Annotated in this window: 17 protein-coding genes; 7 read left to right on the top strand and 10 right to left on the bottom strand. The window is 65.8% G+C overall.

Annotated features, from left to right (window positions below):
• From A9973_RS00160 to A9973_RS00125, 8 genes are all read right to left on the bottom strand, one after another.
• Complete coding sequence (locus tag A9973_RS00160; RefSeq protein ID WP_183011776.1) at positions 1-981, bottom strand: succinylglutamate desuccinylase/aspartoacylase family protein; 981 nt, start codon at positions 979-981, stop codon at positions 1-3.
• Between the two features lie 31 nt (positions 982-1012).
• On the bottom strand, positions 1013-1969 hold the full coding sequence (locus A9973_RS00155; RefSeq protein WP_183011775.1) for a tripartite tricarboxylate transporter substrate binding protein: 957 nt from the start codon (positions 1967-1969) through the stop codon (positions 1013-1015).
• Between the two features lie 90 nt (positions 1970-2059).
• Positions 2060-3352, bottom strand: coding sequence for an NTP/NDP exchange transporter (locus A9973_RS00150; RefSeq protein WP_183011774.1), 1293 nt, complete (start codon positions 3350-3352; stop codon positions 2060-2062).
• Positions 3353-3358: 6 nt separating this feature from the next.
• On the bottom strand, positions 3359-4276 hold the full coding sequence (locus A9973_RS00145; protein ID WP_183011773.1) for an aldo/keto reductase: 918 nt from the start codon (positions 4274-4276) through the stop codon (positions 3359-3361).
• 69 nt (positions 4277-4345) lie between these two features.
• Positions 4346-5056 (bottom strand): Bax inhibitor-1/YccA family protein, encoded by a 711-nt coding sequence (locus A9973_RS00140; protein WP_183011772.1) that lies wholly within the window; start codon positions 5054-5056, stop codon positions 4346-4348.
• Positions 5057-5188: 132 nt separating this feature from the next.
• On the bottom strand, positions 5189-5578 hold the full coding sequence (locus A9973_RS00135) for a hypothetical protein (protein WP_183011771.1): 390 nt from the start codon (positions 5576-5578) through the stop codon (positions 5189-5191).
• A gap of 56 nt (positions 5579-5634) precedes the next feature.
• Positions 5635-6105, bottom strand: a complete 471-nt coding sequence (locus A9973_RS00130) for a DNA polymerase III subunit chi (RefSeq protein WP_183011770.1) — start codon at positions 6103-6105, stop codon at positions 5635-5637.
• A gap of 22 nt (positions 6106-6127) precedes the next feature.
• Positions 6128-7642, bottom strand: a complete 1515-nt coding sequence (locus tag A9973_RS00125; RefSeq protein WP_183011769.1) for a leucyl aminopeptidase — start codon at positions 7640-7642, stop codon at positions 6128-6130.
• Between the two features lie 57 nt (positions 7643-7699).
• Here A9973_RS00125 and lptF point away from each other — a divergent pair, with 57 nt between their 5' ends.
• Complete coding sequence (lptF, locus tag A9973_RS00120; RefSeq protein WP_183011768.1) at positions 7700-8809, top strand: LPS export ABC transporter permease LptF; 1110 nt, start codon at positions 7700-7702, stop codon at positions 8807-8809.
• 45 nt (positions 8810-8854) lie between these two features.
• Here the strand turns inward: lptF and A9973_RS00115 are convergent, their stop codons facing one another.
• Complete coding sequence (locus tag A9973_RS00115; protein ID WP_105555080.1) at positions 8855-9775, bottom strand: LysR family transcriptional regulator; 921 nt, start codon at positions 9773-9775, stop codon at positions 8855-8857.
• Between the two features lie 215 nt (positions 9776-9990).
• On the opposite strand from A9973_RS00115, the gene A9973_RS00110 reads away from it, so the two are divergent.
• The 4 genes from A9973_RS00110 to A9973_RS00095 all read left to right on the top strand — a co-directional run bounded on the left by A9973_RS00110 (position 9991) and on the right by A9973_RS00095 (position 14414).
• A complete protein-coding gene (locus A9973_RS00110) occupies positions 9991-11208 on the top strand; it encodes an ABC transporter substrate-binding protein (RefSeq protein WP_183011767.1) in 1218 nt (405 codons plus the stop codon).
• 98 nt (positions 11209-11306) lie between these two features.
• The gene (locus A9973_RS00105) at positions 11307-12800 is read left to right on the top strand and encodes a CoA-acylating methylmalonate-semialdehyde dehydrogenase (RefSeq protein WP_183011766.1); all 1494 of its coding nucleotides are present in this window, start codon (positions 11307-11309) and stop codon (positions 12798-12800) included.
• A gap of 95 nt (positions 12801-12895) precedes the next feature.
• Positions 12896-13840, top strand: coding sequence for a CysB family HTH-type transcriptional regulator (locus A9973_RS00100; RefSeq protein ID WP_183011765.1), 945 nt, complete (start codon positions 12896-12898; stop codon positions 13838-13840).
• Positions 13841-14090: 250 nt separating this feature from the next.
• Positions 14091-14414, top strand: a complete 324-nt coding sequence (locus A9973_RS00095) for a DUF2325 domain-containing protein (RefSeq protein ID WP_035212827.1) — start codon at positions 14091-14093, stop codon at positions 14412-14414.
• Positions 14415-14594: 180 nt separating this feature from the next.
• Here the strand turns inward: A9973_RS00095 and A9973_RS00090 are convergent, their stop codons facing one another.
• Positions 14595-15260, bottom strand: coding sequence for a C40 family peptidase (locus tag A9973_RS00090; protein WP_183011764.1), 666 nt, complete (start codon positions 15258-15260; stop codon positions 14595-14597).
• 284 nt (positions 15261-15544) lie between these two features.
• Here A9973_RS00090 and A9973_RS00085 point away from each other — a divergent pair, with 284 nt between their 5' ends.
• Both A9973_RS00085 and A9973_RS00080 read left to right on the top strand, forming a co-directional pair.
• Complete coding sequence (locus A9973_RS00085) at positions 15545-17434, top strand: propionate--CoA ligase (protein WP_183011763.1); 1890 nt, start codon at positions 15545-15547, stop codon at positions 17432-17434.
• Positions 17431-17838 carry a heme-binding protein gene (locus tag A9973_RS00080; protein WP_183011762.1) on the top strand — a complete coding sequence of 136 codons (408 nt, stop codon included), beginning with the start codon at positions 17431-17433 and terminating at the stop codon, positions 17836-17838. Before A9973_RS00085 ends, A9973_RS00080 begins: the two co-directional genes overlap by 4 nt.
• Positions 17839-17841: the final 3 nt, after the last annotated feature.

The raw sequence follows: 17841 nt of genomic DNA, 5'->3' as shown, positions 1-17841 counted from the left end.
TCAGTATTTGGATGCAAGGGAGTCCAGGGGGAGGGCGGGGGCCACTTGCAGCAGACAGTCGCCGTCGTCGCTGCGGGCGATGGCGCGAAGGCAGACGACCGTGCCGGCTTGGGGGCTGAGCAGGTCGCGCAAGGGGGTATCGGGACGGGCGGGTTCGATCAGGCGGCCGATGCGCTGGCCTGCCGTGACCGATTGCCCCAGTTCGACGCCCGGCACGAAGACGCCGGGTCCGCGCGCGCGCAGGGTGGCGGCGGGCGCGTCCAGGTCATACAGCCGGATTTTCGGGTGACGGGGCAGAGGCAGGTCCGACAACAGGCCCAGTTCACCCAGGCAACCCAGCAGTCCGTCGCGGCACCGGTCGGCCAGGCTGCTGCTGGTTTCCCTGCCGCCGCCGATCTCGGCGCTCAGGCGCAGGACGCCGTGACGGCTGGCCGCAGCGGGCATTGAACCCGTTTCGCTGCCGCGGAAGAAGACGCAATGGGGCACGCCGAAGGCACGCGCCAGGGCGGGCAGACGCTCGTCGTAGGCGTCGTCGCCGTAGCGCGTGATCACCGATGACGGCAGGTAGCGCAGGGACGCGCCGCCGCTGTGCACATCGACCATGGCCTGCACGCGGGGCAGCAGCCGGGCTTCGAGCGCGGCCGCCACGCTTTCGGTGTAGCCGCGCGCCGGCGCGCCCAGGAAGGCGCGGTTCAGGTTGCCGCCGTCGGCGGGCGACAGGCGCGTACCGGCCAGCGACGCCTCTGCGTTGACGGCGGGCAGCAGATAGACCGTGCCGCGTTGCAGGATGGCCGGCAGGTGGTGCCACAAATCCAGGATGGCCGCCTGGCCCTCCCATTCGTCGCCATGCACGCCGGCGATCAAGGCGACGGCAGGGCCCGGCCCCGCCTCGATCCGTAGCATGGGGACCGTGATGCGGCGATAGGCCGATTCATTCGTCGCGGCGGCGACGGAGAAATCTTCCCGGCTTACGCGGACCATGCGGCGGCTCCGGTGCGAGCGGGCGCGCGCTTCAATCCAGCGTGGCGGCCTTGATGATGCTCTCCCATTTGGGCAGCTCCTTGCGAATCTGGGTCTGTACATCCTGCGGCGTGCCGCCCAGGGGTTCCTGGGAGCGGCTGCGCAGTTCCTTCTCGACGTTCGGCGATCGCAGCGCCTGGTTCAGCGCGGTGTTCAGGCGGGCGACGGCGGCGGGCGGGGTGCCGGCGGGCGCGATCAGCGCGCTCCAGGCGGACTGTTCGTAGTCGGGATAGCCCTGCTCGGCCACCGTGGGCACGTCCGGGTTGGAGGCGGCGCGGCCTTTGGTCGTGACGGCAAGCGCACGCAGGCGTCCGTCCTTCAAGTTGCCGATCAAGGGAGGCAGATTCTCCATCATGGCGTCGACATGGCCGCCCAGCAGGTCGGACAACTGCGCGGCCGTCGCCTTGTAGGGAATCTGGCGCACGGCGGCGCCAGTCTGGGCGATGAAGAGCTTGACGCCGACTTCGCTGGTCGTGCCGGGATCCGCCGAGGTCATGGTCAGCCGGTCGGGCTGGGCGCGGCTGGCGTCGATGAAACTCTTCAGGTCGCGATAGGGCGATGCAGCGTTCACCACGATGACGTTCGGGGTTTCGGCCACCAGGCCGATCGGCGTCACGTCGCGGTCCAGGTCATAGAGCTGCTGCTTGAACAGGAACCGGTGCAGCACCAGCGTGCCGACGTGGGCGTAGCCGATGGTGTAGCCGTCGGCCGCGGCGCGCACCACGGCCTGCGTGCCGATGCGGCCGCCTGCGCCGACGCGGTTTTCCACCACCACGGGCTGGCCCAGCTGGCGGCTCATCTCCTGGCCGATCAGGCGCGCGGTGATGTCTGCGTTGCCGCCTGCGGCGGCAGGCACGATCAGCGTGATCGGGCGGGCCGGATAGTCGGCTTGCGCGGAGGCCGCGGCAAGGCAAAGCAACAGGGCGGCAAGGCAGGCAGTGCGTTTCATGACGATTCCCGAGGCGATCAGCGCTGCGCCATTGTGCGGTCGCGGCCTGGAGAATCCGTTTGCCTTTATCAGATGGATATTCGGAAAAATCTAATGGTTTCCGGGCTTGCGCGCGTCGGCCTGCTTGCCCAGGCCGTAGCCGACCGCAGCCGCGGCCAACGCGACCACCGCGCCCAGCAGCGCGATCAGCGCTGCGCCATGGCCCAGCATGTCGACGCCCGCCTTGACCCAACCGCTGGCCGCATCGCCGCCGCGGTAGACCACCGTGTCGATGACGCTCTTGGTCTTGTATTTGTCTTCAGGCGGAACGGCGGTGAACAGCATCTCGCGCCCCGGGCGGATCAGGGCGTATTCGCCCGCCCGCCGCAGGATCATCGCGGCGGCCAGCACGCTGAAGACGGGGAACGCGGCCAGCGCCAGGAAGGCCAGCCCCACGGCCAGCGGCACCGCCGTCAGTAAAAAGCGCAGGCCCAGGCGGGCGGCGACCCGGCCCGTGATGAAGAGCTGCGACAACAGCGCCAGCGTCTGGACGGTGAAGTCCAGCGCGCTGAAGACGCGGATGCGCTGGGCGGTGTCGGGAAACGTGTCGGCCACCAGCCGCGCCTGTTCCATGTACAGGAAGGTGTTCAGCGTGGCCAGCAGGACGACCAGCAGCGAAATACCCAGCAGATAGCGCGACTGGAAGATGCGCGAGATGCCGGCCAGGACGGTGCCGGCGATGGGGCGCTGCATGTCCTCCAGCCCGGCTTCCATGCGCGTGGCGGCGCGCCATCGCAGCAGCCACTGCTTGAGCGGCAGCGTGGCCGTCAGCAGCAGGGCCGACAGCAGGAGCAATCCCGCCGGACCCAGGGCGCCCGCCAGCAAGGCGCCCAGCAGTGGGCCGCAGAGTCCGCCTGCGCTGGCGCCGGCGGCAATCAGTGCGAACAGGCGCTTGGCCGATTCCATGCGGAACACGTCGGCCATCAGGCTCCAGGCGAGGGAGACCACGAACAGGTTGAACACCGATAGCCACACATAGAAGGCACGCGCCGCCCACACGCTTTCAGGCCGCAGGTGGAGCAGCGCGGCGAATCCCGCCATGGTCAGCGCGAAGAGGCTGTAGACCCAGGTCAGCAAGGTGGCGCGCGCCACGCGCGCGGACAGCCAGCCGAACAGCGGCACCACGGCAAGCGTCGCGACGAAGGTGGCGGTGAACAGCCACTGCAGTTGGTTCACGCCCGCCTGAATGCCCAGCGTTTCGCGTATCGGGCGCAGCATGAAATAGCCGCAGAACAGGAAGAAGAAAAAGGCGAAGCCGCAGGCGGCAGGCGCGACTTCCTCGTCGTGGATGCCCAGCGCCCGCGCCGCGCGTGTGCACAGGGAGGAGGGGGCGGCCGCGGCCATGACGGGCTATGCCAGCAAGGCGGCGATGCGTTCGCGCAGGGCGGCATCCGGCTGCCGCCCGAACCCGGCCAGCACGTTGTCGGCCATGTTGGCGGGTTTGGACGTGGCGGGGATGACGGCGGTGACGGCTGGATGGCCGATGATGAATTTCAGGAAGAGTTGCGCCCACGACGTGCAGCCGATCTCGGCGGCCAGACCGGGCAGGGCGCGGCCCTTGACCTGGCGGAACAGGGCCCCGTCCTGGAACGGGCGGTTGATCAGTACGGCCACGCCGTTGGCCTGGCAGGCGGGCAGCAGGCGCTTTTCGGCGTTGCGGGCGCCGACGGACAGATTGATCTGAAGGAAGTCGGGCTTTTCGCGTTCGACCAGTTCGGTCAGCTCGTCGTGCGCGTAGTCGGTGTAGTGCGTGATGCCGATGTAGCGGGTGACGCCTTGCTGCTTCAGTTCGCGCAGCAGCGCCAGCTGGTTGCGGGTGTCGATCAGATTGTGGATCTGGATCAGATCCAGCTTGTCGCGGCCCAGGCGTTTCTGCGACTGCCGGATTTGATCCATGGCGGATTCGCGGCCCTGTGCGCCGATCTTGGTCGCCAGGAAGAAAGCGTCGCCCCTTCCGCCCTGGCGGGCCAGCAGCGTCCCAACGACTGCTTCGGCCTGGCCGTAGCTGGGTGCGGTGTCGATAAGATAACCGCCTTCCCGGGTGAAGATGTCCAGCACCTGGGCCAAGGGTTCCATGGCCGCGGCGTCGCCGGGCGACGCGTTGAAGGTGTCGGCCGTGCCCAGTCCGATGACGGGAATCTGTTCTTTCGACGACGGAATGCTTCGGCTCAGCATGGCGGGCTTGACGCTGAGCGCGCGCGCGGCGCCGGCGGATCCCAGCAGCGCGGCGCAGGCGGTAGTCTGGAGGAAGCGGCGGCGATCGGGCATATGGGCGCTCCAAAGAAAAAAGGCCTACACGCGAATGCAGGCCTTTTGCAGGGGTCTTTCGACCGGTGCTTACTCGCGGTTGCCGCCGAAGATGCCCAGCAGCATCAGCAGGTTCGAGAAGACGTTGTAGACGTCCAGGTAGATGGCCAGCGTGGCGGACACGTAGTTGGTCTCGCCGCCGTTCACGACGCGTTGCAGGTCAACCAGCATGAAAGCCGAGAAGACCAGGATGGCCATGACCGAGATGGTCAGCATCAGCGCGGGCATCTGCAGGAAGATGTTGGCCAGGGCTGCCACCAGGATCACCACGGCGCCGATGAACAGGAATTTCTGCATCCCGGACAGGTCGCGCTTGATGGTCGTGGCCAGCGTGGCCATCGTGGCGAACACGATCGCCGTGCCGCCGAAGGCCGTCATGACCAGCGTCGAGCCGTTGCTGAAGCCCATGACGAAGCCGAGCAGGCGCGACAGCATGACGCCCATGAAGAACGTGAAGGCCAGCAGCAGCACCACGCCCATTGAGTTGTTCTTGTTCTTCTCGATGGCGAACATCAGGCCGAACGCGCCCACCAGGAACACGATGGCGGACAGGCCGGGGCTGGCGCCCATGACGCGGTTGATGCCGGTGTAGAGGCCGACAGCGGCGCCCAGGACCGTGGGGATCAGCGACAGCGCCAAGAGCCAATAGGTGTTGCGCAGGACCTGGTTGCGAGCGACCTCGCCCGGCGCGCCGGCGACCGAGCCGGAACGGTTAAAAGGGGACGGACGATATTCGTTCATGGAGAACTCCTGTGTACGGCAAAAATAGTGATTGCCTAGAAGGCTTAGAGGGGAAGGATACCTTACAGTTCCCTGAAGAATCCAGTTTTTGGAAGATTTAGACCGGTTGCCGGACACCCGCCGCCGGCCGGTTCAACCCGGCCGGACATCTTTAAGCACACGGGCAACGATACCCGGTAATTCGGCATCCATGCGGGTTTGAATCAGCGCGACGGCCTCGGCCAGGGCCTGGCGCATCAACTGCTCGACCTCGGCCTGCAGGCGGGCGGTCAGGACGGTGGCGTCGGGCAGGGTGGCGTGGGCCGCCTCGGCTTGGGCCTCGGCGTCGGCTTCCGCTTCCTGCTCGTGGGCGACCTCGGTCAGCAGCGGGAACGCGTCGTCGGCGAATGCAGAGTCGTCGCCGTCGTCATCGGCGCGTTCCGTCAGCAAGGGGGCATCTTCCTCGTCGGCGGGCCGGTAGAGCGTGGGCTCGGCCCGCTGCGTCAGGGTGGGGATGCCGGGATCGTTGGGGCGAGTAGGCATGGAGCTTTCCGAAAATCGATAGGCGGGCGGCGGGCCCGCCGGGGCAGGTAGGGCGGTCAGTCGCCGGACGGCTGGCGGGTAAGGTCGTGGCTGACCGGCGTATGGCCGGCATTCTGGTAGACGCGCCAGCGCTGGCGCGCGGCCTGCTTGTCGTCGGGGTCGTCCGACACGATTTCAAGCACGCGCTCGAACGTGTCGAAGCCTGGCGGGCACTCGTTGTCCAGATTCAGCAGCCATAGCGGGGCGGCGTCGGCGCCATCCGCCGGCTGGGCCGCCTGCGCGGCCTGCTGCGGATCGCCCGCCGTCAGCACCACCGGCGTCTCGGACGCCAGCGGGTCATTGGCCAGCACATGCGGCACGAACGACGTGTCGTCGAACGCCCACAGCATGCGGTCGAACGCCGCCAGGCGGGAGCCGTCTTTACAGTACACCACCAGCCGCTGGCCGGCCAGGAAGCGCTTGCGCACCACCTGGCAGGCCATCCGCAGGCGGTCGGGCGCGCCGAAGGCGAAGTCGATCCGCGTCATGCCCGGTTCCGTTGCAGGCGCTTCAAACCTGGTCCAGCAGGTACTGCATCAGCAGGGGCACGGGGCGGCCGGTGGCGCCCTTGTCCTTGCCGCCGCGCCAGGCGGTGCCGGCGATGTCCAGGTGGGCCCAGCGGTAGGCCTTGGCGAAGCGCGACAGGAAGCAGGCCGCGGTGACCGCGCCGGCGGGCGGGCCACCGATGTTGGCCAGGTCGGCGAAGTTGGACTTCAGCTGTTCCTGGTAGGCGTCGTCCATCGGCATGCGCCATGCGGTGTCCAGCGACTGGCGGCCGGCCGCGGCCAGGGCGTCGGCCAGGGCGTCGTCCTTGGAGAACAGGCCGCTGTTGACGTTGCCCAGCGCCACGACGCAAGCGCCGGTCAGCGTGGCGATATCGATGACGGCGGACGGCTTGAAGCGTTCGGCGTAGGTCAGGGCGTCGCACAGGACCAGGCGGCCCTCGGCGTCGGTGTTCAGGATCTCGATGGTCAGGCCGGCCATGCTGGTGACGACGTCGCCGGGCTTGTTGGCCGTGCCGCTGGGCAGGTTCTCGCACGCCGGGATCAGGCCCACGACGTCCAGCGGCAGCTCCAGTTCGGCCAGGGCGCGGAACGACCCCAGCACGCTGGCGGCGCCGCACATGTCGTACTTCATCTCGTCCATGGTGGCGGCGGGCTTGAGCGAGATGCCGCCCGCATCGAACGTGATGCCCTTGCCGACCAGCACGATCGGGCCTTGGGCGGCGGCCTTGGCGCCCTTCTTGGCGGGGGCCTTGGCGCCGTTGTGGCGCAGCACGATGAAGCGCAGCGCTTCGGCGGAGCCGCGGGCGACCGACAGGAACGAGCCCATGCCCAACGCTTCGACCTGCTTCTTGTCCAGCACTTCCACCTTCAGCGACTTGAACTCGCGGGCCAGGCGCTTGGCGGTGTCGCCCAGGTAGGTGGGGGTGCAGATGTTGCCGGGCAGATTGCCCAGCGTGCGGGTCAGGTCCATGCCGTTGGCGATGGCCCCGCCCTCGCGCAAGCCCTTCTGGGCCTGGGCGGCATCGGCGCGTTCGACGATCTGGACGATCTTCTTCAGCTTGGGGCGCGCGTCCCGGTCGGGTTTGCCGAAGCTGGCGTCGTAATGGTAGGTGGCGTTGCCGGCCGCGATGGCGGCGCTACGGGCGCGGGCGATGACGGGCACGTCCGCGATCGGGTTGGCGACCAGCGTGGACACGCCTTCAACCAATTGGGCGGCGACGCAGACCGAGGCGAATGCCTGTTCGGCCGACGCATGGGCGCGGGCCGAGAATTCGTCCTGTTTGCCCAGGCCCACCAGCACCACGCGCTGCGCGGCAACGCCAGGCAGCGCGCGCAAGGTCAGAGTGGCGCCGGCGCGGCCGCGGAACTCGGCCTTGGCCACCGCGCGCACGGCGCCGTTGGAGGCGCGGTCGATGATGTCGGCGGCGGGGCTCAGCACGCCATCCGCGAAGACGCCGACAGCCAGGGCGGCGGTTTTGACTTGGTGCAGGGAAGCAGTGGTCTGTGTGCTAAATTCCATGAGGGTTTCCCGTGTGCGTCTGTGTATGATGCGGTCGATTATCCCGCATATTCTCCCATGTCTCTATTTAAACGCTCTGTCGTCAGCGAGATCACCAGTCACGCTGGCGTTGTCTTTTCCACGTTGCTCGTCGTGTGGCTCAGCGTGCTTCTCGTGCGCCTGCTCGGTGAGGCCGCGGGCGGCAACATCGGAGCCGACGTCGTGCTGGTGTTGGCCGCGCTGTCGACCATCACCGCCTTGCCGACCATTCTTGCCGTCTCCGTGTTCATCGCGGTGCTGACGACGGTCACGCGCAACTACCGCGAATCCGAAATGGTGGTGTGGTTCGCCAGCGGCCTGTCGCTGGCCGACTGGCTCCGGCCCGTGCTGCGGGTGGCCATCCCCATCGCCGTGGCGGTGGCCGGCTTGACGCTGGTGGCCGCGCCCTGGGCGTACCGCCAGATCGGCGAATACCACGAACGCTTCGAGCAGCGCTCAGACCTGTCCAAAGTCACGGCGGGGCAGTTCGCGGAATCCTCCGGTGGCAACCGCGTGTTCTTTTCGGAAGACCCCGCTACGCCCTCCGACGAACTGGGCAACGTGTTTGCGCGCGAAATCGGGCCTGAATGGCTGAGCGTGCTCACCGCAAGCAGCGCGCGCAGCGAAACGCTACCTAATGGCGACCGCTTCCTGGTGCTGGGCGAAGGCCATCGCTATGACCTGAAACCCGGTACGCCCGAAATCCGGCTGGTGCACTTCGACAAGTACGGCCTGCGCCTTGAAAGCAAGGCCGGCGGCGACCCCATCGGCGAAGCCCGGGCCGCCGCCGAACGCTCGGCCAAGGCCCGCACCACGATGCAGCTGATGGCGGACAACACCGACAGCAGCTGGTCGCAGGTGATGTGGCGCGTGTCGCTGCCGCTGGCGGCGCTGAACCTGGCGCTGCTGGCCATTCCGCTGGGGGCGGTGAACCCGCGCCTGGGCCGTTCGGGCGACTTGCTGATCGCGGGCCTGGTCGGATTGCTCTACATGAACCTGATCAACCTGTCGCGCGCGTGGATTTCCAACGGCAAGCTCAGCTTCGGCGTCGGCGTGTGGGCGATCCATGGCGCCGTGGCCCTGCTCACCGTGTTCCTGCTCATGCGCCGCCTGCGGGTGAAGGCGCCCAAGAACACCGGCCAGGCATGACGCCCGGAGGAGGGCCGTGCCGGCCCTCCGCTCACCCTGCGCCCGTCAGGGCAGATATTTCATCGTGCCGCGCTTGCCGGCCAAAAGGTCGGCGTTCTTCAGCACCGACTTGCGGATGAATTCCCACAGCACCGTCACGCGCTTGAGCTTGCGCAGGTCTTCGTGGCAGTACATCCAGAACGAACGCGTGATCTCCACCTCGTTCTCCAGCACCGGCTTCAGCCGCGGATCCTGCGCGGCGATGAAGCAAGGCAGGATCGCCAGCGACTGGCCCTGCAAGGCCGCGTGGTACTGCGCGACCACGCTGGTGCTGCGCAGCACCACCTTGCTGGCCGGCAGCAGGTCCTCAAGATAGCGCAGCCGTTCACTGAACAGCAGTTCGTCCACATAGCCGATGAAGGTATGGTCGGCCAGGTCGGCGCGGCTGGCGATCGGAGGGTGGCGCGCCAGGTAGCCCGGCGTGCCGTACAGCCGCAGGGTGTAGTCGCACAGCTTGCTGCAGACGTAGGGGCCGCGCTGGGGGCGTTCGATGGTGATGGCCAGGTCGGCCTCGCGCTTGGACAGGCTGACAAAGCGCGGCACCGGCAGGATGTCCAGCGTGATGTGCGGGTAGCGGCGCTGGAAGTCGGCCGCAAGCGGTGTCAGCACGTAGCTGCCGAAGCCTTCCGTGGCGCCGATGCGCAAGTGGCCCGACAGGGCCTGGCCGATGCCCGACAGGTTCTCGCGGGCGGTATGCACCGTGCTTTCCATCTGTTCGGCATGGACGAACAGGCGCTGGCCGTCGTCGGTCAGCATAAAACCCGCGCTGCGCGATTTCTCGAACAGCAGGGTGTCCAGTTCGGTTTCCAGCGCCCGGATGCGGCGCGACACCGTGGTGTGCTCCACCCCGAGCTTGCGCGCCGCCGCGCTGACCCGCTGGGTCCGGGCCACTTCCAGGAAATATCGCAGACTGTCCCAATCAAGCACGTTATGGCGCTCCCAGACCCCTGGCGCCAGGGGCGCGGGGCTCAAAATCTGATTGTGCATGAATGCACAAGGAATGTGCATTTCTGGTGTTGCTTGTTGATTTTCACACATCTACACTGGGCTGGCAGGCCTCGGGGCATTGCCCTGGGAGTCGCAGGCCGCAAAGACGGCGCACAACGCTAAAAATCAGCGCATAACACTCAGGAGACAAATCCATGAAATTGCACGCACGCGGGCTGGCCGCAGGCTTGTGTCTGGGCGCATTGTTGGTGAGCCAGGCGCAAGCGGCGGATAAGCCGCCGGTGAAGATCGGCATTCTGACTGACATGTCCGGCACCTATGCCGGCATGGGGGGCGCGGGGTCGGTGGCGGCGGCGCAGTTGGCCATCGACGACTGCCTGGCGGCGGAATGCAAGGGCATGAAGATCGAACTGGTGTCCGCCGACAACCAGAACAAGGCGGACGTGGGCGCCGCGAAAGCGCGTGAATGGTTCGACCGCGACGGCGTGACGGCGATTGCCGACCTGACGAATTCCGCCGTGGCGCTGGCCGTGCAAGGCATTGCTCGCGAAAAGAACAAGGTCGTGATGTTCTCCGGCCCGGCCACGACGGCGCTGACCAACAAGGAATGCTCGCCCGTCGGTTTCCACTGGATGTTCGACACCTATTCGCAGTCCGCGGGCGGCGCCAAGGCCACCGTGCGGGCGGGCGGCAAGTCCTGGTACTTCATTACCGTGGATTACGCCTTCGGCCACTCGCTGGAAGCGGACACGGCCAAGGCGGTGAAGGCGCTGGGCGGCACGGTGGCGGGCAGTGTGCGCCATCCCCTGAACGCGCCCGATTTCGCGTCCTATCTGCTGCAGGCGCAAAGCTCGAAAGCGCAGGTCGTGGCGCTGGCCAACGGCGGCCAGGACACGGTCAATGCGGTCAAGCAGGCCCGCGAGTTCGGCATCGTGGCCGGCGGCCAGCGTCTGGTGTCGCTCTTGATCTTCCTGTCGGACCTGCGTGCGCTGGGGCTGGAAAGCGCCCAAGGCCTGTCGTATGTGGACGGCTTCTACTGGGATTACGACGATGCGTCGCGCCAATGGTCGTCGCGCTTCGAGAAGGCCTTCCGCGGCCTGAAGCCCACGATGACGCAGGCCGGCGTGTATTCCAGCGTGCTGCACTACCTGCGCGCGGCGGCAGCCGCCGGCAGCACCGACGGCAAGGTGGTGGCGGACAAGATGCGCGAACTGCCTATCAAGGACCCGATCATGCGCAATGCGTCGATCCGCCCTGATGGCCGCGTGATCCACGACATGTACCTGTATGAAGTGAAGAAGCCCGCGGAGTCCAAGGGCGGCTGGGACTATTCCAAGCTGGTGGCCACCATCCCGGCGGCCGAAGCGTTCCAGCCCCTGGCCGATTCGACCTGCTCGCTGGTGAAGCAATAACCGCTGGCGCGCCGACCGGGCCCTTGCCCGGCGGCGCGCGGAAAGATCCATGAACGCGGATTCCATCCGCATCGACTACGCAGTGTGAGGAGCATCAAATGAGTGAAGTCCCCCGCGTTCCGCTATTGATCGGCGGCAAGCTTGTGCAGTCCAAAACCACCGAATGGCGAGACGTGATCAACCCCGCCACCCAGGAGGTCGTGGCCAAGGTGCCCTTCGCGACGCGCGAAGAGCTGGACCTGGCCGTCTCCAACGCCAAGGAAGCCTTCAAGACCTGGCGCAACAGCGGGCAGGGCACGCGGATGCGCGTCATGCTGAAGTTCCAGGAACTGCTGCGCGCCAACACCGGCAAGCTGGCGGAGATGATCACCCGCGAACACGGCAAGACCTTGCCGGACGCCGAGGGCGAAATCGGCCGCGGCCTGGAAGTGGTCGAACACGCATGCTCGATCGCCAACCTGCAATTGGGCGAGTACGCCGAAAATGCCGCTTCCGGCATCGACGTCTACACGCTGATCCAGCCGCTGGGCGTGTGCGCGGGCATCACCGCGTTCAACTTCCCGGTGATGCTGCCGTGCTTCATGTTCCCCATCGCCGTGGCCTGCGGCAACAGCTTCGTGCTCAAGCCCTCTGAACAGGATCCGACCGCGTCGCTGTTCCTGGCCCAGCTGGCGCTGGAAGCCGGCCTGCCGCCGGGCGTGCTGAACGTCGTGCATGGCGGCCCGGATACCGCCAATGGCCTGTGCGAACACCCCGACATCAAGGCGGTGTCGTTCATCGGTTCGACCCGCGTGGGCACCGAGATCTACAACCGCGCATCGGCCGCCGGCAAGCGCTGCCAGTCGATGATGGGCGCCAAGAACCATTGCGTGATCCTGCCGGACGCCGATCCGGACGTCGCGCTGAACCAACTGGTCGGCGCCGCCTTCGGCGCGGCAGGCCAGCGCTGCATGGCGTCGTCCGTCGCCGTGCTGGTGGGCGACGCCCGCAACTGGTTGCCCGACTTCGTCGAGCGTTCCAAGAAGCTGAAGGTCAATTCGGGCACCGACCGCGAAGCCGATCTGGGCCCGCTGGTGTCGCCGAACGCCAAGAAGCGGGTGGAAAGCCTGATCCAGAAGGGCGTGGACGAAGGCGCCAAGCTGCTGCTGGACGGCCGCAACCTGAAGGTTGCGGGCTTCGAGCAGGGCAATTTCGTGGGCCCGACGATTTTCGACGGCGTGAACGAAGACATGACCATCTACACCGAAGAGATCTTCGGCCCGGTCCTGTGCTGCGTCGGCGTGGAAACGCTGGAAGACGCGGTGGCGTTCATCAACCGCAACCCCAATGGCAACGGCGTGGCGCTGTTCACCCAGGACGGCGGCGCGGCGCGCTACTTCCAGAACAACATCGATGTGGGCCAGGTGGGCATCAACGTGCCGATCCCCGTGCCGGTGGCGTGGTTCAGCTTCACGGGTTCGCGCGGCTCCAAGCTGGGCGACCTGGGTCCCAACGGCAAGCAGGCGGTTCAGTTCTGGACGCAGACCAAGACGGTCACCGCTCGCTGGTCGGCCCACGCCAAGACCGTGAACACCACGATCTCGATGCGCTGAAACAGGGACGCCTTGGCTCCTAAGCTTATATAAATAAGTTATATAACAAGGCGTCCTTATTACTTATAATTGGTCCATCTATCAGGGGCCAATTAATGAACCTCCAGCAATTTCGTTTCGTGCGCGAAACCATCCGGCGCGACTTCAATCTGACCGAAGCCGCCCGGATGCTCTATACCTCGCAGCCTGGAGTCTCCAAGGCCATCATCGAGTTCGAAGACGAACTCGGCATCAAGATCTTCGAACGGCACGGCAAGCGCATCAAGGGGTTGACCAAGCCCGGCCTGGCGGTCTCGCAGGTGATCGACCGCATCATGCGCGAAGTCGACAACCTGAAGAAAGTCAGCGACGAGTTCGCGCGCCGCGACGAAGGCGGCCTGGTGATCGCGTGCACGCACACCCAGGCGCGCTACCTGCTGCCGCGTGTGATCCCCGCATTCCGCAAGCAATTCCCCAAAGTGCATTTGTCCCTGGCCGAAGGCAGCCCGGCGCAATTGGCCGAGATGGTGCTGCACGAGCAGGCCGACCTGGCGCTGGCGACGGAATCCCTGGCGCTGACGCCGGGCCTGGCCACATTGCCCGTGTACGCCTGGGAGCACACGGTCGTGGTGCGCCCCGACCACCCGCTGGCCGAACTGACCTCCAGCGCCGCCAAGCGCCTGTCTTTGCAGCAGTTGGCGGAATTCCCCATCGTCACCTACGACCGCGCGTTCACGGGCCGCAGCACGATCGACGAGGTCTTCGCCAACCAGGGCATCCATCCGGACATCGTGCTGGAAGCCATCGACGCCGACGTCATCAAGACCTACGTGGACGTGGGCCTGGGCATTGGCATCATCGCCGGCGTGGCCTATGACCCGCGGCGCGATTCCAACCTGGTCGGCTTACCCGTCGGCCATTTGTTCGGCACGCACACGACCCGCGTGGGCGTGAAGTCGGGCGTTTTCCTGCGCGACTACGTCTACACGTTCCTGGAAATGCTGGCGCCGTCGCTGACCCGCGCGGTGGTGACCGAAGCCGTCCAGGGCGCGCCGAAGTAGGGCGGCCCGCACGGTCTTTGGCCTACACCAAAGAAAAAGCGCGGCATTCCGAGAATGCCGCGCTTTTTCTTTGGTGTCCGAGGACCGCGACTCGCCGGAAAGCCGCGAGTTCCCTGGCTGATAGCAAATCTCGCTATCTCTTTTGAGAAGCTCATTAATATTATTAAATAAGAACCGATCTCATTTAAGTTGACTAAAAAATAGGAATCATTATCATTACATCCAAGCTCAACGACCAGTGAGGTTCATCATGACGGCAGGACTCAGTGCAGTAGTGGTTGGCGCAGATCGACTGGGCAACATCCCGGATCTGCTGAAAGGACACAATATTTCGATCACGCACCACATCAGTGGCCGTGATCCCTCGCATCAGAAGAAGACGCTTCAATTGCCGTCGGGCACGCAACTGGTGATTTTGCTGACCGACTTCCTGGGGCACAACGTCATGAAGACCTTCCGCAACGCCGCGCAGCGCGGCGGCATCCGGGTCGTGGCTTGTCGCCGTTCGGTATGCAGCATGCAGCAGGCGCTGCAGCAATGCGGCCTGTGCCCGCGTGCTGGCACCGTTCACTGATTCAGCCGCTTGCCGATCGAACACAAGAACTGGGGAGGCCGAAACGGCCTGCGGCGTAGGCATTGAGTCCCTGGACCGCGAAGAGCAATGAAAAACGCCGCCGGACGATAGTCTGGCGGCGTTTTGCTTTTGGGGATGGCGTCGGGCAGCCTGCTTATGCCAGGATGCCGGAAGCGGGATTCAATTCGCGGCGCGGGCGGAAGCCATCAGGCTGTTGTCCAGGCGGCGGGCGCCGTTGTAGCGCTTGGTCCAGTAGGCCATGGTCATGCTTTCGACGCGGACGACGCCACCGGCGCTGGGCGAGTGCACGAAGCGGTCGTCGCCCAGATAGATGCCGACGTGCGAATAGCGGCGGCCCATCGTATTGAAGAAGACCAGGTCGCCGGCCTTGAGTTCGTTCTTGGCGACGGAAATGCCCTGTTGGGCGATTTCAGCGGCGTTGCGGGGCAGCTTCAGGCCCAGCGAGCGTTCGGCCGAGTAGGCGACGAGGCCGCTGCAATCGAATCCGGTATCGGGGGAACTGCCGCCGAAGCGGTAGCGGATGCCCAGGTAATTGAGGGCTTCGCTGACCATGGCGTTGTCGCCGCCGGCGACGGAGCTGGTACGGCTCTGCTGGCGATCGCGCTTGAATTTGTGGCTGACCAGCAGGCCGATGGGATCATCGGAGGTGGCAACCCATTCCATTTCGTACGGATCAATCTCGGACGTATGGGCGGTTGACTTCTGGCCAGTGCCAGCACAACCTGCCAAACCCGCCACACATGCCATCAACGCGAGCGTACGCAGACCCCGGTACGCTTGGCCAGTGGATGAATTGAATCGCGCGAGGATGGAGTGTCGATGCATTCGCCTGGGATGACTTGCCGGATGACAGCAAAAACCACGGGATTAGCCGTGGATCGGGCCGAGATGTCAGCAAAATCAACAATTATCTACAACTTCGCGGGCATTCTACCAAACTTTCAAGACCGGTCAGTGACAGATCGGCTATTTATCCATGACGCGTGGATATTTGGTGGAACATTTTGACTTGTGGCAAGCCTCGTGCAAGGTTCGCCTACCAGAATGACCAAATGATTCGAAAGAAATCAATCAGCCTTAAGGCGTATGAACGATAACAGGAGACATAAATGCAAAAAACCCGGGATTTCCATTACAGATCATTGCATGACCGAGACGGATTCTGGCGCGAAGAGGCCGGGCGCATCCACTGGGAGACGCCATACGAGTCTGTCCTGGATTTCTCGCGCCCGCCATTCGCCAAGTGGTTCGTAGGCGGGCAGACCAATCTTTGCTACAACGCGGTCGACCGCTGGCTGCCGACCCAGGCGGACAAGCCGGCGCTGATCTGGGTGTCCACCGAGGTGGACCGCGAACACGTCTACAGCCGCCAGGACGTCTATGAAGAGGTCAACGCTGCCGCCGCCATGCTGAAAGAGCTTGGGGTGGGGCGCGGCGACCGGGTGCTGCTGTACATGCCGATGGTGCCCGAAGCGGTGTTCACGATGCTGGCCTGCGCCCGGATCGGCGCGGTGCACTCGGTGGTGTTCGGCGGGTTCGCGTCGGTCAACCTGGCCCAGCGCATCGACGACGCGGCGCCGAAGGTGGTGGTCTGCACCGACGGCGGTTCGCGCGGGGGCAAGGTCGTGCCCTACAAGCCGTTGCTGGACCGGGCGCTGACCCTGGCCAAGACGCCGCCGGCCTCGGTGGTGGTGTTCGACCGGGGCCTGGCGCCGTTCGAACCGGTGGCCGGCCGCGATCAGGACTACGCGACGCTGCGCGAGCGCCACCGCGGGGCGCGCGTGCCGGTGCAATGGCTGGAATCGTCCGAACCCAGTTACATCCTCTACACGTCCGGCACGACCGGCAAGCCCAAGGGCGTGCAGCGCGACACCGGCGGCTACGCCGTGGCGCTGGCCTCGTCGATGGAATACCTGTTCAACGGGCGCGCGGGCGACACGTTTTTCTGCACCAGCGACATCGGCTGGGTGGTGGGGCATTCCTACATCATCTACGGCCCCCTGATCGGCGGCCAGGCGACGGTGCTGTACGAGGGCACGCCCGTGCGTCCCGACGGCGCGATCCTGTGGAAGCTGGTCGAGCAGTTCGGCGTGAACACGCTGTTTTCGGCGCCGACGGCGGTGCGCGTCCTGAAGCGCCAGGACCCGGCGCTGTTGAAGCGCCACGACCTGTCCAGCCTGCGAGCCGTCTACCTGGCGGGCGAGCCGCTGGACGAGCCTACGGCCCAATGGATATCGGAAGGCCTGGGCAAGCCCATCATCGACAACTACTGGCAGACCGAATCCGGCTGGCCCATTCTGTCCGCCCAGCCGGGCGTGGAGCGCGTGCCGACCCGTTTTGGCAGCCCTTCCTTCCCGGTGTACGGGTTCGACGCGCGCATCGTCAGCGAATCCACGGGCGAAGACCTGGGACCGGACGAGAAAGGCGTGGTGGCCATCGTGCCGCCGCTGCCGCCGGGCGCGATGTCCACCATCTGGGGCGACGACGCGCGCTTCGTGCAGACCTACTTCACCTCGATTCCCGGCCGCCAGGTGTATTCGACCTTTGATTGGGGGCGGGTGGACGCCGACGGCTACTGGTTCATCCTGGGCCGCACCGACGATGTGATCAACGTGGCGGGCCATCGCCTGGGTACGCGCGAGATCGAGGAATCGGTCAACAGCCACAGCGGCATCGCGGAATGCGCGGTGGTCGGCGTGGCCGACGCGCTGAAGGGGCAGGTGGCCATGGCGTTCGCGGTATTGAAGAATCCCGCCAGCGCGGAAACGCCGGAAGGGGCAAAGCAGCTGGAAGGCGATATCATGCGGCTGGTGGAAGATCAGCTGGGAGCGGTGGCCAGACCCGCCCGGATCCGGTTTGTGGGCGCATTGCCCAAAACCCGGTCCGGCAAGGTGCTGCGCCGTGCGATCGTCGCGGTATGCGAAGGACGCGACCCCGGAGACCTGACGACCATTGAAGATCCCAACGCCCTGGAACAGATCAAGGAGTCGCTGCAATGAATACCAAACCCGTGCTGAGCGCCGAAGACGTCAAGAAGATCCTCGCCGCGGCCGAAGCACACGCCGTGCAGAACAAGTGGGCCGTGACCGTTTCGGTGGTCGATGACGGTGGCCACCTGCTGGGCATGCTGCGCCTGGACGGCGCGGCCCCGATCTCGGCGCACATCTCGCCGTCGAAGGCCAAGACCGCCGCGGTGGGCCGCCGCGAATCGCGCATCTACGAAGAGATGATCAATACTGGCCGCGTGTCGTTCCTGTCGGCGCCGCTGATCGACGGCATGCTGGAAGGCGGCGTGCCGATCACCGTCGACGGCCACGTGGTGGGCGCGGTCGGCGTGTCGGGCGTGAAGTCGACCGAAGACGTGCTGATCGCACAAGCTGGCATCGCCGCGCTGGGCCTGTGAGCC

It is taken from the genome of Achromobacter sp. UMC46, assembly GCF_014170335.1.
GTDB lineage: Bacteria > Pseudomonadota > Gammaproteobacteria > Burkholderiales > Burkholderiaceae_B > Achromobacter.
This window is presented reverse-complemented; position numbering and strand designations above follow the sequence as displayed.

Coding starts and splice junctions, on each gene's coding strand:
- A9973_RS00095 (WP_035212827.1), top strand. CDS start 14,091: ATGACGGCAGGACTCAGTGCAGTAGTGGTTGGCGCAGATCGACTGGGC.
- A9973_RS00100 (WP_183011765.1), top strand. CDS start 12,896: ATGAACCTCCAGCAATTTCGTTTCGTGCGCGAAACCATCCGGCGCGAC.
- A9973_RS00080 (WP_183011762.1), top strand. CDS start 17,431: ATGAATACCAAACCCGTGCTGAGCGCCGAAGACGTCAAGAAGATCCTC.
- A9973_RS00155 (WP_183011775.1), bottom strand. CDS start 1,969: ATGAAACGCACTGCCTGCCTTGCCGCCCTGTTGCTTTGCCTTGCCGCG.
- A9973_RS00140 (WP_183011772.1), bottom strand. CDS start 5,056: ATGAACGAATATCGTCCGTCCCCTTTTAACCGTTCCGGCTCGGTCGCC.
- A9973_RS00110 (WP_183011767.1), top strand. CDS start 9,991: ATGAAATTGCACGCACGCGGGCTGGCCGCAGGCTTGTGTCTGGGCGCA.
- A9973_RS00150 (WP_183011774.1), bottom strand. CDS start 3,352: ATGGCCGCGGCCGCCCCCTCCTCCCTGTGCACACGCGCGGCGCGGGCG.
- lptF (WP_183011768.1), top strand. CDS start 7,700: ATGTCTCTATTTAAACGCTCTGTCGTCAGCGAGATCACCAGTCACGCT.
- A9973_RS00105 (WP_183011766.1), top strand. CDS start 11,307: ATGAGTGAAGTCCCCCGCGTTCCGCTATTGATCGGCGGCAAGCTTGTG.
- A9973_RS00085 (WP_183011763.1), top strand. CDS start 15,545: ATGCAAAAAACCCGGGATTTCCATTACAGATCATTGCATGACCGAGAC.
- A9973_RS00160 (WP_183011776.1), bottom strand. CDS start 981: ATGGTCCGCGTAAGCCGGGAAGATTTCTCCGTCGCCGCCGCGACGAAT.
- A9973_RS00135 (WP_183011771.1), bottom strand. CDS start 5,578: ATGCCTACTCGCCCCAACGATCCCGGCATCCCCACCCTGACGCAGCGG.
- A9973_RS00130 (WP_183011770.1), bottom strand. CDS start 6,105: ATGACGCGGATCGACTTCGCCTTCGGCGCGCCCGACCGCCTGCGGATG.
- A9973_RS00090 (WP_183011764.1), bottom strand. CDS start 15,260: ATGCATCGACACTCCATCCTCGCGCGATTCAATTCATCCACTGGCCAA.
- A9973_RS00145 (WP_183011773.1), bottom strand. CDS start 4,276: ATGCCCGATCGCCGCCGCTTCCTCCAGACTACCGCCTGCGCCGCGCTG.
- A9973_RS00125 (WP_183011769.1), bottom strand. CDS start 7,642: ATGGAATTTAGCACACAGACCACTGCTTCCCTGCACCAAGTCAAAACC.